Origin of the sequence: Microcystis sp. LEGE 00066 (genome assembly GCF_015207925.1) — a bacterium.
Lineage (GTDB): Bacteria > Cyanobacteriota > Cyanobacteriia > Cyanobacteriales > Microcystaceae > Microcystis > Microcystis ichthyoblabe_A.
Genome location: NZ_JADEVX010000002.1, coordinates 20,483 through 32,418, shown reverse-complemented (window position 1 = coordinate 32,418; position 11,936 = coordinate 20,483). Strand labels below are relative to the sequence as shown.

The 11,936-nt window shown below is 40.7% G+C and carries 15 protein-coding genes and 1 pseudogene; 4 read left to right on the top strand and 12 right to left on the bottom strand.

The window, feature by feature from the left end; translation table 11 throughout:
• Window positions 1-188 precede the first annotated feature (188 nt).
• The 3 genes from IQ224_RS00510 (at window position 189) to IQ224_RS00500 (ending at window position 1,315) form a co-directional block, all read left to right on the top strand.
• Window positions 189-464 (top strand): polyhydroxyalkanoate biosynthesis repressor PhaR, encoded by a 276-nt coding sequence (locus IQ224_RS00510; RefSeq protein ID WP_084990060.1) that lies wholly within the window; start codon window positions 189-191, stop codon window positions 462-464.
• A gap of 112 nt (window positions 465-576) precedes the next feature.
• Entirely contained in the window at window positions 577-885 is a 309-nt protein-coding gene (locus IQ224_RS00505) for a DUF4164 family protein (protein WP_002744166.1), read from the top strand.
• 112 nt (window positions 886-997) lie between these two features.
• Window positions 998-1,315, top strand: a complete 318-nt coding sequence (locus tag IQ224_RS00500; protein ID WP_016514447.1) for a DUF4164 family protein — start codon at window positions 998-1,000, stop codon at window positions 1,313-1,315.
• A 62-nt stretch (window positions 1,316-1,377) separates the two neighbouring features.
• Here the strand turns inward: IQ224_RS00500 and mnmE are convergent, their stop codons facing one another.
• A complete protein-coding gene (mnmE, locus tag IQ224_RS00495) occupies window positions 1,378-2,751 on the bottom strand; it encodes a tRNA uridine-5-carboxymethylaminomethyl(34) synthesis GTPase MnmE (protein ID WP_194032345.1) in 1,374 nt (457 codons plus the stop codon).
• 53 nt (window positions 2,752-2,804) lie between these two features.
• Between mnmE and IQ224_RS00490 the strand changes: the two genes are divergently transcribed.
• Entirely contained in the window at window positions 2,805-3,338 is a 534-nt protein-coding gene (locus IQ224_RS00490) for a DUF2062 domain-containing protein (protein ID WP_194032344.1), read from the top strand.
• A 111-nt stretch (window positions 3,339-3,449) separates the two neighbouring features.
• On the opposite strand, the gene IQ224_RS00485 is transcribed toward IQ224_RS00490, so the two are convergent.
• The 11 genes and pseudogenes from IQ224_RS00485 to IQ224_RS00435 form a co-directional block, all read right to left on the bottom strand.
• Window positions 3,450-3,680, bottom strand: coding sequence for an HNH endonuclease (locus tag IQ224_RS00485; protein WP_228036043.1), 231 nt, complete (start codon window positions 3,678-3,680; stop codon window positions 3,450-3,452).
• Between the two features lies 1 nt (window position 3,681).
• Complete coding sequence (locus tag IQ224_RS00480) at window positions 3,682-3,939, bottom strand: hypothetical protein (RefSeq protein ID WP_002744171.1); 258 nt, start codon at window positions 3,937-3,939, stop codon at window positions 3,682-3,684.
• Window positions 3,940-4,075: 136 nt separating this feature from the next.
• Window positions 4,076-4,444 (bottom strand): DUF5615 family PIN-like protein, encoded by a 369-nt coding sequence (locus tag IQ224_RS00475; RefSeq protein WP_002744172.1) that lies wholly within the window; start codon window positions 4,442-4,444, stop codon window positions 4,076-4,078.
• Window positions 4,441-4,683: a DUF433 domain-containing protein gene (locus IQ224_RS00470; protein ID WP_002744173.1), complete on the bottom strand. Its 243-nt coding sequence runs from the start codon at window positions 4,681-4,683 to the stop codon at window positions 4,441-4,443. The genes IQ224_RS00475 and IQ224_RS00470 overlap by 4 nt, the downstream gene beginning before the upstream one ends.
• Window positions 4,684-4,772: 89 nt before the next feature.
• Window positions 4,773-6,002, bottom strand: a pseudogene (locus IQ224_RS00465) (tetratricopeptide repeat protein); the annotation flags it as partial.
• 44 nt (window positions 6,003-6,046) lie between these two features.
• Window positions 6,047-7,192, bottom strand: coding sequence for a tetratricopeptide repeat protein (locus tag IQ224_RS00460; protein WP_194032343.1), 1,146 nt, complete (start codon window positions 7,190-7,192; stop codon window positions 6,047-6,049).
• Window positions 7,173-8,546, bottom strand: coding sequence for an NB-ARC domain-containing protein (locus IQ224_RS00455; RefSeq protein ID WP_194032342.1), 1,374 nt, complete (start codon window positions 8,544-8,546; stop codon window positions 7,173-7,175). Before IQ224_RS00455 ends, IQ224_RS00460 begins: the two co-directional genes overlap by 20 nt.
• A gap of 17 nt (window positions 8,547-8,563) precedes the next feature.
• On the bottom strand, window positions 8,564-9,001 hold the full coding sequence (locus IQ224_RS00450) for a hypothetical protein (protein WP_194032367.1): 438 nt from the start codon (window positions 8,999-9,001) through the stop codon (window positions 8,564-8,566).
• 175 nt (window positions 9,002-9,176) lie between these two features.
• Window positions 9,177-9,758 carry a DUF3782 domain-containing protein gene (locus tag IQ224_RS00445; RefSeq protein WP_002744178.1) on the bottom strand — a complete coding sequence of 194 codons (582 nt, stop codon included), beginning with the start codon at window positions 9,756-9,758 and terminating at the stop codon, window positions 9,177-9,179.
• 204 nt (window positions 9,759-9,962) lie between these two features.
• Window positions 9,963-10,628, bottom strand: a complete 666-nt coding sequence (locus IQ224_RS00440) for a DUF3782 domain-containing protein (protein WP_084990062.1) — start codon at window positions 10,626-10,628, stop codon at window positions 9,963-9,965.
• Window positions 10,629-10,873: 245 nt separating this feature from the next.
• Window positions 10,874-11,476: a DUF3782 domain-containing protein gene (locus tag IQ224_RS00435; protein WP_084990063.1), complete on the bottom strand. Its 603-nt coding sequence runs from the start codon at window positions 11,474-11,476 to the stop codon at window positions 10,874-10,876.
• Window positions 11,477-11,936 lie beyond the last annotated feature (460 nt).

Sequence of the window (11,936 nt, the reverse complement as noted above, 5' to 3'; positions counted from 1 at the left end):
GTTAGGGTTTTTTCGCAGAGAATGAACAGTAACCGCTAATCAGTGACAAGAAAGTAGCGAAGTTTTCACCTAACACTATCTCAGTGGTTGGACAGAAGTGAAGTTAACTATAGGGTAAGGAATGCCAAAAAGCCTAGACTAAGATAAAATTATTATATCCAACCAGATGCAGTACAGGAGTTTAGCCAATGTCTAACGAAACTGTTACTTATTCCCTAGAAGCTGTCCTCACAAGGATTGAGGGGAAGATCGATAAGATTGATGAGCGCTTGACAAAAGTAGAAATAGGATTAACCGATCTCAAAGGAGATATTAAAGTGTTAGACGAGAAAATCGAAGGCATTGACAATCGGCTAATATCGGTAGAGGGAACCCAAAAAAATCAGGTCTGGACATTGATTATCCTTTTGGGAAGTGCCATTATTACGGCTGCTTGGAAAGTATTTTTTTCCAGTAATATCTGAGTTCTCTAATTCTCAACAAGACTACAGTTAATCGCTCCTGAAAGAAAATTTTCTTAAAGCCTAGACTAAGATAAAATTATATCCAACCAGATGCAGTATAGGAGTTGACCCAATGTCTAACGAAACTGTTACTTATTCCCTAGAAGCTGTCCTCACAAGGATTGAGGGGAAGATTGACTCGCTTGAGAAGCGGGTTAACGAAAGATTTGACAAGGTAGAAGATCGGTTAACCAAACTAGAAATAGGAGTAACTGATCTCAAAGGGGATATTAAAGTGTTAGACGGGAAAATTGAAGGCATCGACAATCGGCTAATATCGGTAGAGGGAACCCAAAAAAATCAGGTCTGGACATTGATTATCCTTTTGGGAAGTGCCATTATTACGGCTGCTTGGAAAGTATTTTTTTCCAGTAATATCTGAGTTCTCTAATTCTCAACAAGACTACAGTTAATCGCTCCTGAAAGAAAATTTTCTTAAAGCCTAGACTAAGATAAAATTATATCCAACCAGATGCAGTATAGGAGTTGACCCAATGTCTAACGAAACTGTTACTTATTCCCTTGATGTCGTCCTTAAAGAAATTAAAGACAGTATCAAGGAAGTTAGCCAGAAATTCGATAAGATTGATGAACGGTTTGATCGATTAGATAATCGCTTAACAAAACTTGAGATAGGACAAGCTGATATCAAAGGGGATATTAAAGTTTTAGACGAGAAAATCGAAGGCATCGACAATCGGCTAAAATCAGTGGAAGGAACCCAAAAAAATCAGGTCTGGACATTGATTATCCTTTTGGGAAGTGCCATTATTACGGCCGCTTGGAAAGTCTTTTTTTCCGGCAATATCTGAGTTCTTCAATTCTCAACAAGACTACAGTTAACCGAACACAGTTGACCAGATTTCCTCATTGCTTATTTACCAATACAAAAACGGCTAAAAATGCGATCAAGTACCGATTCAGTCACTTCTTCGCCGGTAATTTCTCCTAAAGCTTGAATGGCAGTACGCAGATCGATCGACCAAAAATCAAAAGGTAAATCTTGGTCAATTGTTTTTTTGACTTGTTGCAAAGCAATTTTCGCCCTAGTTAAAGCGGCCGCCTGTCGTTGATTAATGGCTAAATCCAAATTAGCCGCCTGTAGTTCTTGATTTTGGACAGCATCAATAATAGTTTTTTCTAAGTCTTCAATACCCTGATTTTGGACGGCGGATAGCTTGACAACTCGCTCAATTTCTGCTGGATAAATTACCGTTTCGGGATGAGCTAAATCAATTTTATTAATCACTAAAATTAATCGGCGATCGCTGACAGAGCGATAAATTTCCTCGTCCTCCTGGGTCCATCCTGACTCTGCGGAGACGGTTAAGAGAACTAAATCAGCAGACCGGGCCGTTTGACGGGAACGTTCCACCCCAATTTGTTCAACTCGATCGCTGGCCGAGCGAATTCCAGCCGTATCGAGGACTTGTACGGGGATTCCCGCCACAACTAGCTGAGATTCGACGATATCGCGGGTAGTGCCGGGTAAATCGGTGACAATCGCTCGATCACTCCGACTCCAAGCATTTAACAAACTTGATTTACCCACATTCGGCCGTCCCACGATCGCCACTTTTAGACCACTACGCAGCAATTCCCCGCGCTCGGCAGTAGCTAAAATTAAATTTACTTGACAAAAAACCTGTTCTATGCTATGGAGAACCGCCTCGTGATCCAAGGGTGGTAAATCCTCTTCAAAGTCAATACGGGCCTCAATTTCAGCTAAAATATCGAGACAGGTGGCACGCAAATGCCGAATCGGTTGCGCGAGTTTTCCCTGTAAACCAGCGAGGGCAAATTGTGCCGCTTGAGGAGAACGCGCCCCAACGAGATCGACGACGCTTTCGGCTTGAGTTAGGTCAATTCTGCCGTTAAGAAAGGCACGCAGGCTAAATTCCCCCGCTTGGGCCAAACGCGCCCCATTTTCTAGACATAACTGTAACACCTGTTGTACGGGCATAATGCCGCCATGACAGTGAAATTCCACCACATCCTCGCGGGTGAAAGAGCGGGGCGCTAACATGAGCAACAGCAAAGCTTCATCGATAATTGCCTGACTTTGGGGGTGCCGGATATAACCGTAGAGAAGACGATGACTTTGCCATTTTTGACGATTGCGGGTATGGAAAAGCCGACTAGCGATCGCCACTGCCTGACTACCAGATAAACGGACAATACCGATACTACCCTGTTCCGGAACGATCGCCGTAGCGATGGCGGCGATCGTATCCCCTGTGTTTAACATCTCTGAGTAACTCCTTGCTAAAATTGAAGTTGGTATCAATTTTGTCAGCATTTATGCCCAAAAATATGCGCTCACGGTCATTAAAAGCGAAAAATAAAGAAAATAGCCTAATTAATCGTCTGACGCGCTCCTGTCGCTACTGGTGGGTTCGCTTGGTGCGATTGCAGGGACATCCGATCGAAATCGCTCGCGGGTTAGCGGTGGGGGTGTTTTCTGGGGCCTTTCCCTGGCTAGGATTACAGACCATTATTGCGATTTTTTTAGCTTTCTGTGTGCGGGGCAATAAAATCGCGGCAGCGGCAGCCACTTGGGTGAGTAATCCCTTTACCTATATTCCCGTGTTTTTGTTTAACTATAAATTGGGAGAATTGTTTTTAGGTAAAGGAAATCAAGCGATCGATAGTCGTATTTTTGCCTCTAACCAAAGTTGGGCGGAAAATTGGGGGAGTTTGAGCGGTGAATTTCTCTTAACGTTATTTTTTGGCAGTTTGATTACAGGTCTGTTGGCGAGCATTATCACTTATTTTGTTAGTTATCGTCTCCTCAGTCAATGGCATCACCGGCGACAAACAAGGAGAAAACGCTGATAAATTGTCACCGTTCGGGGGGGACGAAATCTGGTAATCTAAGAGGCATCGATGAGAAGCACCTACGGTAATCCCATAATAAGTCTAAACTGTTATTTGATTGAATGAATACTATGATTGTGTTGTATTCAGCAAGTCTGTACCTTTTTGTAAATTGCAAAAAATACAGGCGTAGCATAAATTATCAGCCGAAGTTGCTCCCCCATGTTTAAAACTAATGATATGATCCACCTGACAGCCAGATACCCTATCAGAAGCAGAAATTAAGCAATATTCACAGAGAAAATCGGCACGTTCAGCAACTAATTTTCGCAATTCTACACTAATGTAAGGTCGAGCCATTTTAGTTAGCTCCATTGAGATATTGGTGAGCTTTTGCTTTTGCTAGGGTCATAATATGTTCTAGCATTAAATAAGCATCGAGTTCCTGTTTTTCCTCTTGGGTAAGTTCATTATTTTTAGCGTTATAAATTAGGTCTTCTAGGCGATTTTGAGCGGTATCGGAAAGATGAAAGTTAATCACCGATTGGGGGGTGGTTCCCCCTGCGATTAGTTCAATAATTTCGTCATAGACTTTGATGGTTTGAGTTGTTGTATTCATGGGTTTATTCTGTTGGGTTTATTGGGTAGGGAAAAAGCAATTACAATTTAATGAACTGTGAAAGAATTGCTGTTTTTCTATCAGGTTTAAAAGTGGCGATCGCTGTTTAATTTATATTAGGAACACTATTAATTTGTCAACCAGATTTTCTGATCCTAAACTTATTTTTATCCACAATTACCGTTGAGCCAATAATTTCTTCTATATCTACGGTATTGATAAAATTTTCTAAAACCTGTCTAATTTCTACCGCTATCGCCTCAAAAGGAAATCGTAAAATAATCAGACCACAATGGGTATTGGGAGGATAATTTTTGATATTAGCCCATCCCAAATCACGGCTAATAATAATTCGCTGTTCTCGTTGAGCAAATCGAAATAGCTCAGGGTCTTTTGTGCCACTTAGTCCAGAGGTTTTTACATGAATAGCGTCATAACCTTTAGAATTTAGCAAGTTGCTTAAACTTAAGGGGCAGTCTTCATCAATTAAAAAGCGAATTTTCAACTGGTTTTCTCCATTGGATAAATGATTTCATTATTTAAAAGTTCAGAAAAATATGCTAAAGAAGCAAGAATTTGCTCTTGAGTAACTCCATATTCCTCCATGACTTCTTCATAGCTCATTCCTCCTGCCAGGGAACCAATAACAATGGCGATCGGGATTCGGGTTCCCGTTAAGATTGGTTTACCATGTTGAATTTCGTTATCTATGGTAATAGCATTATTTAATAAGTTGGTTGTCATTAATTTTCTCCGTTTAAGTTTGATTAAGAATAAACTGATTTAATTTCCTAAAAACTTGACATAATCACATCAATCACAGTTAAGACTCTTCACCTAATAAAGCGACGCACTAGCCAACGAATCAGCATCCATAGCAAATAAAACGGCATCCATAGAATAACTATAGGAATAACTATAATCCACTGCCACCAAGTTAAAGAAGTGGGTTTTTGCTGTTGTCGCATTATTTGTAAGTTTTCCCGAAATATTATTGTATTAGGATGATTCTCCCCTAAAGCTTGCTCGGCAATTGCTAATGCTTCTAGATAGAGAGGTTCCGCTTCTGTGTACCTGCCTTGGGAACGGTATAATTCTGCTAAATTGTTGAGGGAAGTTGCCACATGGGGATGATTCTCCCCTAAAGCTTGCTCGGCAATTGCTAATGCTTCTAGATAGAGAGGTTCCGCTTCTGTGTACCTGCCTTGGGAACGGTACAAGTATGCTAAATTGTTGAGGGAATTTGCCACATCGGGATGATTGTCTCCTAATAGTCGTTTTCTCAAATCTAATGCTTCTAGAAAGAGAGGTTCCGCTTCTGTGTATCTGCCTTGGGAACGGTACAATCCTGCTAAATTGTTGAGGGAAAGTGCCACATCGGGATGATTGTCTCCTAAGAGTCGTTTTCTCAAATCTAAAGCTTCTAGATAGAGAGGTTCTGCTTCTGTGTACCTGCCTTGGGAATCGTACAATGCTGCTAAATTGTTGAGGGAATTTGCCACATCGGGATGATTGTCTCCTAAGAGTCGTTTTCTCAAATCTAAAGCTTCTAGATAGAGAGGTTCTGCTTCTGTGTACCTGCCTTGGGAATCGTACAATGCTGCTAAATTGTTGAGGGAAAGTGCCACAGAGGGATGATTGTCTCCTAAGAGTTGTTTATACAAATCTAATGCTTCTAGATAGAGAGGTTCCGCTTCTGTGTACCTGCCTTGGGAATTGTACAATAGTGCTAAATTGTTGAGGGATTGTGCCACATCGGGATGATTGTCTCCTAAGCGAGATTGTACCGCTTCGAGACAATTACCACAATATCTTTCTGCTGAGTTATACTGTCCTTGCCCTTGGTAAAACAATGCTACCCCAAGAAATGCCCACATTAAATTATCATCAGGATTAGAAATATCATCCAGCATCTCTTGACTCAGTAACTCCAGATGAGGAATAGCCAGACGCACTCTGTCAATATCTGCAATAACGGGATTCTGGGGAATCGTTTTAGAAACCTCAATCATCACGTCAACAAAAACCCTTTTTAGTTGGTCTGCCTCGGTTTCTTGCTTAACTTTAACTAAAGTCTGTTGCATCATTATCACCTTATTTTTGTCAGTTAATTAGGGGATTCATTGTCTGTTGTTCTTTGTTGTTTCAGTGTCTTCAAACTATCTAGAACTTTTTGAGTGTTGGGATGATTTTCGCCTACTGTTGCCATCAAAATTGCCAAAGCCTTTTGGTAAAGACGTTCCGATTCGCCATATCTCTCCGTTGCGTAGTACAATTTTGCTAGATTTTGATAAGTTAATGCCACAAAATTATGGTTTTCTCCTAATGTTGCAAATCTAATATCTAAAGATTTTTGATAGAGAAGTTCTGCCTTTTCATACTTCTTCATTGCATAGTATAAGTCCGCAAAATTTGTATAGGATTGTGCAACAGAGGGGTGATTTTCTCCTAATTCTGCTAGCCAGATCGCTAATGTCTTTTGATAGTAAGATTCTGCTTCCCCATATCTCTCTATTTCATAGTACAATTTTCCTATGTGATTGTAACATCGTGCAACAAAAGGATGATTCTCTCCTAATTGTTCCAGCCCTATAGTCAAGGCTTGTTTATGGTAAGTTTCGGCTTCTTTATACTTTTTAGTCAAACGATATACCATAGCTAAATGGTCATATGATTGTGCTATCGAGGGGTGTTTTTCTCCTAGTTGTGACAGCCTTATAGCCAAGGCTTGTTTATGGTAAGTTTTGGCTTTTTCATACCGTCCCATTAGACGATACAGTAAGCCTAAGTCGTTATAGCAAGTTCCTGTAAAGAGATGGTTTTCGCCTAATTGTGTCAGTTTTTGCGCTCGGTTTAGCAGAGGCTCGGCTTTGTTGTATTCTCCCTGTAATCGGTAAATTCTTGCCAGATTGCTAAGGCTAGTAGCGACATTAATATGATCATTCCCCAGACGAGATTCTAAAATTTCTAAACAGTGCTGACACCAAACCAATGCCTCCTGATAGTTTGCTTGTCCTTCGTAAAATCTTGCAATACCAGTAGAAGGCCAGATTAAATCCTCATCTGTTAGCAAAATATTAAAATTGGTGGCTACTTCTGCAAGATGAGGAATAGCAGAGGATACTTGCTTAACATCTGTGAGAGTTAGGGTCTGAGGAATCTTTTGGGCTACTTCAACCATTACCTTAACAAAGGCTCGTTTTAGTTGGTCTGCCTCGGTTTCTTGCTTAACTTTAACTAATGTTTGTAACATCTTCTTCTCCTTCTAGTTTGCCTCTAAAAAATTCTCGAATTAAAGAATGTAAACGATAAGTCTGTAGATCAATATTTTGGCAGAGATGAAACCGGAGCAGTTTTGCCCTCGCCAATTCTAATTCATCAAGATCAAACTCGCCCTTTTCAGGATACATTAAATAATATTTTTGCTCAACTCGTTCTGCTAACTCCCAAGGAATCGGTGCATTAGCAAACAAACTTAATAATTTGCCCAAATGTTGACTCAACTCGTCCAACAAATCCCAACTCAAATTAAAAGCAGATTCCACCCCTAATTTAGCCGTAGAAGTTCGAGTTTCTTTCTCAATTTCTAGAGCCTTATGTTTGAGAGTTTGACGTTTTTTCGCTTTTTCCTGTAACCGAAATAATAAAGTAGATAAAGATAAATCTGGAACCTCATTCAAATAACGCCCGACTAACTCTAATCCTAACGGTAAAAACTCTAACCAGCGACAAAGCGTTTCTGCAATTTCTGGCTCTTTACCGATGCGTTCCTTGCCAATAATAGATTCTAATAACTCTAACGCATTTTCCAAACTCAAAACTTCTAGGGGAATCGTTTGAATTGGAGAACCAAACTTTAACCGCGTAGTCATCAAGACCTTAAAACGTGAATCTTTCGGCGGTAGATAGGGTTCAATCATGGGATAATTGACCACATCATCCAAAATAATCAACACATTCCCTGATCGCCAATTACGCCAGCAAAAAGAAACCTGATCCTCAATTTTATCTATCCAATCAGGAATTTTAAGCTCGATTTTTGCCTGAGCAAAACTCACAATTTGAATACCAATATTGACATCTCTTGCAAACACCCAACATAAGCCACCCTGATAATCTTCTTGATGCAAATCAGCATACTGAATCGCCAGTTCTGTCTTCCCGACACCGCCCATTCCCGCGATCGCAGAAATCGCCACTACCTTATTTTGCTGTAACTGGTTATGTAGGGTAAGAAGTTCATCTTCCCTTCCTACAAACTTGGTCACACCACTACGGGGAATATTCTCAGGAATACCCATAGGTTGCAACGACTTCAATAAATCCTCTAAAGCTTCTCGCAAAACCTCTTGTAAAGTCTCCCGATTAACATCATTTAAGTGAATCCCAATATTGGCAATTCCCCCCGTTACCAAGGTTTGAAACCCCTTTGCATCTCCTTTGTTAATCTGAACTAACCGACGATCATCTTGAATTGCCTCAGTTAATTGTGAATTAGCATCAATGTTGGTTTTGACCAACGCCACCAATCGAGCGAGATCCGCTTGGGGATTATCTTGCAGGATTTCCGCCGTCAATTGGCAAAGTTCAGAAATTAGGTCAGTCATTGACAATAAGCCTCGATTTAAGTTTTAGGTTGTTGACCTTGGTTAATGTGAATCTCTCCAATATAGGCAGTTCCCCCCTCAACTTTTGTCTGCCAACCTTTAGCATTATCAGAATTATTTTGAATCATACTACTATTATCCTGAATTTTACCCGCTTGGATTGTCTGCGCTAAAACTTTTAACTCTTTCGCAAAAGCAGGATCTTCATCTAAAATCACATCTAAATTTTTAGTCAAGGTTTCAACGGCTGTACTATCACCCCTCTCAACCTTAGCCAATGCTTCATCAACTTTAGAAGATTTTCCTGTTAAGCGAGTTTTGATTTTTTCCCATAAAACAGGAATCTTAGCCAAAGCTTCAGCCGTAAACCGTTTCGCTAAATCCCCCGTCCCAGACTTCACAAACTCTTGTACTGCTAAGGTGATCAGTAAACCTGCTGTTAATGGCTCAGTCATTTTTAAATTTTCCTCTAATAGTAATTCAAATTGGGTTTGAGACTCTAAACGTTTGGAGAAAAATAAAATCTCTAAATTTTCAATCTCTCCACTCTCATGGCTCTCTTGGATTTGGTGGGTAAAATGTATTCTAAGATAAATTTCTCCTAGCGAAGGGGTGGAACGAAAGCTAAACCTACCAAATCTGGGGCGTAAACTCCGCATCATTTAAAATTATTACATTTTCCCCTGACTGCACCAACACAAATAAACCCTGACGACAAGCATAACTCGCCACCTCATTGGGAACAATCATCGCTGCCACCGCTCCCAAAGCTTTTACATCTCGAAAACGCGGCATTAACCGCTTAAACTTAGCCAAACGTTGTAAATGCTCATCCACATCTCTTTGAGTTAACTTACTTTTGACCTCCACTAAAATGGCATCGGTATCATTCACTACTAATAGATCAATCTCTAAACCCTCATTATCCCGTTTTACCGAAATGCCGGGGTGAAACTCATGCACATCAATACCCCGCTCCTGAAATAGACGCACCACCGCAGGACGTACTTGCCACTCAACAAACTCTCCTAAACGATTGCCCAACTCCCCAATCTGCTGACTAACTCTGTTAATTTGCTTATCTGTTTCCTTGATTTGTTGATCCGTTTCTTTTTGAGCTTGGGATAACTCTTGTTGAGCTTGGGATAACTCTTGTTGGGATTGAGCTAATTGCTTTAGTATTTCCCGAATGTCTTCAATCGTAGCTGTCATAATGAATTTCTCTCAAGTTAAGTTGATTATTGGCAGGAATGGAATCGGCTCTCTTGGATTTGGTGGGTAAAATGTATTTTAAGATATATTTCTCCTAGCAAGGGAGTGGAAGGAACCACGAAGACACAAAGGACACAAAGATCGCTCATAATGTAAGTTAAACTGATCACACAGAACCTAGAAGATTTCGAGAAAAAGCTAAACCTACCAAATCTGGGGCGTAAACTCCGCATCATTTAAAATTATTACATTTTCCCCTGACTGCACCAACACAAATAAACCCTGACGACAAGCGTAACTCGCCACCTCATTGGGAACAATCATCGCTGCCACCGCTCCCAAAGCTTTTACATCTCGAAAACGCGGCATTAACCGCTTAAACTTAGCCAAACGTTGTAAATGCTCATCCACATCTCTTTGAGTTAACTTACTTTTGACCTCCACTAAAATGGCATCGGTATCATTTACTACTAATAGATCAATTTCTAAACCCTCATTATCCCGTTTTACCGAAATACCAGGGTGAAACTCATGGACATCAATACCCCGCTCCTGAAACAGACGCACCACCGCAGGACGTACTTGCCACTCGACAAATTCTCCTAAACGATTGCCCAACTCCCCAATCTGCTGACTAACTCTGTTAATTTGTTTATCCGTTTCCTTGATTTGTTTATCTGTTTCTTTTTGAGCTTGGGATAACTCTTGTTGAGCTTGGGATAACTCTTGTTGGGATTGGGATAACTCTTGTTGGGATTGGGATAACTCTTGTTGGGATTGGGATAACTCTTGTTGGGATTGGGATAACTCTTGTTGGGATTGGGCCAATTCCTTTAGTATTTCCCAAATGTCTTCAATAGTAGCTGTCATAATGAATTTTCTCAAGTTAAAGTGATGTAGCCGATACTCAAGGGATTTAGTATAATTTTAGCGTTGATTATTGGCAGGAATGGAATCGGCTCTCTTGGATTTGGTGGGTAAAATGTATTTTAAGATATATTTCTCCTAGCAAGGGAGTGGAAGGAACCACGAAGACACAAAGGACACAAAGATCGCTCATAATGTAAGTTAAACTGATCACACAGAACCTAGAAGATTTCGAGAAAAAGCTAAACCTACCAAATCTGGGGCGTAAACTCCGCATCATTTAAAATTATTACATTTTCCCCTGACTGCACCAACACAAATAAACCCTGACGACAAGCGTAACTCGCCACCTCATTGGGAACAATCATCGCTGCCACCGCTCCCAAAGCTTTTACATCTCGAAAACGCGGCATTAACCGCTTAAACTTAGCCAAACGTTGTAAATGCTCATCCACATCTCTTTGAGTTAACTTACTTTTGACCTCCACTAAAATGGCATCGGTATCATTCACTACTAATAGATCAATCTCTAAACCCTCATTATCCCGTTTTACCGAAATGCCGGGGTGAAACTCATGCACATCAATACCCCGCTCCTGAAATAGACGCACCACCGCAGGACGTACTTGCCACTCGACAAATTCTCCTAAACGATTGCCCAACTCCCCAATCTGCTGACTAACTCTGTTAATTTGTTTATCCGTTTCCTTGATTTGTTTATCCGTTTCTTTTTGAGCTTGGGATAACTCTTGTTGAGCTTGGGATAACTCTTGTTGGGATTGGGATAACTCTTGTTGGGATTGGGCCAATTCCTTTAGTATTTCCCGAATGTCTTCAATAGTAGCTGTCATAATGAATTTTCTCAAGTTAAAATGAAATTTTCTCTATTATAGCCCGATCGCTTTTTCTCCCTTGAAGTAACCGTTCAGGGGGTAGGGTTGATTCATGAATCAACCCTACAATGAATCAACCCTAGTTCAGGAGGGGACAAAATCTAGTAATCTAAAAAGACTTAGAAAAGAGCCGCTACTGTGAGAGAGTAGTATCCGTGGCTCTCTCTGCTGCCCTAGGAGAGTTCTTCCACGGAGTCAATGCCACTGGCGGCTTGACATCCCCGCCCTGAACGGTTACAATGGAACTGTACGCCTTATGTAAGTTAGAAGCTGGAATGGTGTAAACTCCTTCGATAGATTATCTCTCTAGTCGGGGTGTTGGACTCAAACACTTGATCCCTATTAGGTTGTTTTAGGTCGCATCAAGTGTACTACTTTATTAGGTTTCTTACAGGAAATTTTAAAGGTTTGAGCCTTC

Bases quoted from the DNA above. Each gene is read 5' to 3' on its own strand.
- IQ224_RS00500 (WP_016514447.1), top strand. From the start codon at position 998: ATGTCTAACGAAACTGTTACTTATTCCCTTGATGTCGTCCTTAAAGAA.
- IQ224_RS00445 (WP_002744178.1), bottom strand. From the start codon at position 9,758: ATGACAGCTACGATTGAAGACATTCGGGAAATACTAAAGCAATTAGCT.
- IQ224_RS00510 (WP_084990060.1), top strand. From the start codon at position 189: ATGTCTAACGAAACTGTTACTTATTCCCTAGAAGCTGTCCTCACAAGG.
- IQ224_RS00505 (WP_002744166.1), top strand. From the start codon at position 577: ATGTCTAACGAAACTGTTACTTATTCCCTAGAAGCTGTCCTCACAAGG.
- IQ224_RS00440 (WP_084990062.1), bottom strand. From the start codon at position 10,628: ATGACAGCTACTATTGAAGACATTTGGGAAATACTAAAGGAATTGGCC.
- IQ224_RS00435 (WP_084990063.1), bottom strand. From the start codon at position 11,476: ATGACAGCTACTATTGAAGACATTCGGGAAATACTAAAGGAATTGGCC.
- mnmE (WP_194032345.1), bottom strand. From the start codon at position 2,751: ATGTTAAACACAGGGGATACGATCGCCGCCATCGCTACGGCGATCGTT.
- IQ224_RS00455 (WP_194032342.1), bottom strand. From the start codon at position 8,546: ATGACTGACCTAATTTCTGAACTTTGCCAATTGACGGCGGAAATCCTG.
- IQ224_RS00450 (WP_194032367.1), bottom strand. From the start codon at position 9,001: ATGACTGAGCCATTAACAGCAGGTTTACTGATCACCTTAGCAGTACAA.
- IQ224_RS00490 (WP_194032344.1), top strand. From the start codon at position 2,805: ATGCCCAAAAATATGCGCTCACGGTCATTAAAAGCGAAAAATAAAGAA.
- IQ224_RS00480 (WP_002744171.1), bottom strand. From the start codon at position 3,939: ATGAATACAACAACTCAAACCATCAAAGTCTATGACGAAATTATTGAA.
- IQ224_RS00470 (WP_002744173.1), bottom strand. From the start codon at position 4,683: ATGACAACCAACTTATTAAATAATGCTATTACCATAGATAACGAAATT.
- IQ224_RS00485 (WP_228036043.1), bottom strand. From the start codon at position 3,680: ATGGCTCGACCTTACATTAGTGTAGAATTGCGAAAATTAGTTGCTGAA.
- IQ224_RS00460 (WP_194032343.1), bottom strand. From the start codon at position 7,192: ATGTTACAAACATTAGTTAAAGTTAAGCAAGAAACCGAGGCAGACCAA.